Source organism: Streptomyces lacrimifluminis, assembly GCF_014646095.1.
GTDB lineage: Bacteria > Actinomycetota > Actinomycetes > Streptomycetales > Streptomycetaceae > Streptomyces > Streptomyces lacrimifluminis.
Map to the genome: position 1 here is coordinate 1 of NZ_BMMU01000114.1, position 783 is coordinate 783.

1 protein-coding gene is annotated in these 783 nt (G+C 65.9%); it reads right to left on the reverse strand.

The window, feature by feature from the left end; all coding sequences use genetic code 11:
• Positions 1 to 783: IS5 family transposase (locus IEY89_RS40165; protein ID WP_229695747.1), on the reverse strand; the 783-nt coding region annotated here is incomplete at both ends.

Sequence of the window (783 nt, forward strand, 5' to 3'; positions counted from 1 at the left end):
CTCCGGTGAGCTCGCGGCTGATTTTGTTAGCCATCGCCCAGTGGACCATCGCGCGGGATCGCTGGGGCAGTGCTTCGTAGTCCCGGACGAGGCGCCGGTGCTGCATGAGCCAGCCGAACGTTCGCTCGATCACCCAGCGTTTCGCCTGGGGTTGGAACCCCTTGGCGGTGGACCGTTTCACGACCTCGACGTCGATTCCCCTCGCGGCTCCGTGCTGGAAGACGCTGTTCTGGTATCCGCCGTCGGCCCAGACCTTCGTCACGCTGGGATGCGAGGCGGCGAGCTCGTCGAGTAGGCGTTTCCCGCCGGTGGAGTCGTGCACCGAGGCGGCCGTGACGATGACGGCCAGGACCAGGCCGAGCGTGTCCGTGGCCACGTGACGCTTACGCCCTTTGATTTTCTTGCCGGCGTCGATGCCCTGACTGGCCTCAGCCACGTTCGCGGATGTTTTCACGCTCTGCGCATCAATCACCGCGGCCGACGGGGCCGCAGGCCGGCCCTGAGCCCGACGGGCCTTGTCGCGCAGCAGATCATGAACCCGCTGAGTAGTGCCGTCCACCTCCCACTTCGCGTAGTAGTCGTAGACGGTCTTGTACGGCGGGAAGTCGTGCGGCAGGTACTCCCACGGGATGCCCGTGCGGTTGACGTAGAGGATGGCGTTCACGATCTCTCGCAGATCATGCACCCGTGCCGCGGTGCCTGGACCGGTGCGAGCGGCCCGCCATGCGACGAACACGGGCTCGATCAACGTCCAGCGGGCATCGGAGACGTCACTGCGATAAG